This window comes from Variovorax glucosi (genome assembly GCF_051216695.1).
Lineage (GTDB): Bacteria > Pseudomonadota > Gammaproteobacteria > Burkholderiales > Burkholderiaceae_C > Variovorax.
Genome location: NZ_JBPJZE010000323.1, coordinates 1 through 1,093 on the forward strand (window position 1 = coordinate 1; position 1,093 = coordinate 1,093).

Genomic DNA, 1,093 nt, shown 5'->3' on the forward strand with positions numbered 1-1,093 from the left:
CACGTCGTCGTGGGTGAGCAGCGGTGGCTTGCCGTCGACGCCGCTGGCAAAGTTGCACACCAGTTGCGCGATGGGGGTTTGCAGCGCGCCGTTGTCGGGGCGCAGCCAGCGGGCGCGCACGTCGTCCATCCAGGCGCCACCGCGCTTGGCGGCGCGGGCAGAAGGGTCGAGATAGAACTGGCCGACCTTCTGGACGCCTTGAGGGGTTTGGCGTTCGATGCGATAGAACTCGACGCTCGGGTGCCACGTGGGTGCCGAGTCGCGGCGAATCGACACTTCGAACAGCGTCTCGACGATCTTGAACAGCCCGGCCATGACCTTCGGCGCGGGGAAGTACTGCTTCACCTCCTGCTCGCTGAAGGCATAGCGCGCTTCCTTGAGCTTCTCGCCGATGTAGCTCCAGTCCCAGGGCTGCGGGTCGGTGATGCTCAACTGCTCCGCGGCGAAGACCCGCAGGTCGGCCAGGTCGCGCTCGCCATAGGGCTTGGCCTTGGTCGCGAGATCGCGCAGGAACTTGACGACCTGCTCGGGCGACTCGGCCATCTTCGGCACGACCGAGAGTTCGCCGTAGTTCTTGTAGCCCAGCAGCTTCGCTTCTTCCTCGCGCAGCGCGAGGATCTCGGTGATGAGTGCGGTGTTGTCGAAGGCGGCGTCGCCGAACTCGCTGGCGCGCGTGACGTAAGCGCGATAGAGCTTCTCGCGCAGCGCGCTGCTTTTGGCGAACTGCATCACCGGCAGGTAGCACGGCATCTTGAGCGTGAGCTTGTAGCCTTCCTTGCCATCGGCTTCGGCGGCTGCGCGCGCTGCGCTCACCACGTCTTCAGGCACGCCTTCGAGTTCGCCGAGCGCGGCGTAGTAGGCGAAGGCGTCGGTTGCGTCGAGTGCGTTCTCGCTGAACTTCTGGCTCAGCTCGGCCTGACGCTCCTGGATCTCGGCGAAGCGCTTCTTGGCTTCGCCCTGCAGCTCGGCGCCGCCCAGCACGAAGTTGCGCACGGCATTGCGATGCGCCTGGCGCTGCTCGGAATTGAGCGTGGCGATGTCGATGGACTTGTACTTGGCGTACAGCTGCTCGTCGGAGCCCAGCCGGGTCCAG

1 protein-coding gene is annotated in these 1,093 nt (G+C 65.5%); it reads right to left on the reverse strand.

Going from position 1 to position 1,093, the window contains the following annotated elements:
• On the reverse strand, positions 1–1,093 hold a 1,093-nt coding region (locus ACSFA3_RS25330; protein WP_435508089.1), incomplete at both ends, for a M3 family metallopeptidase.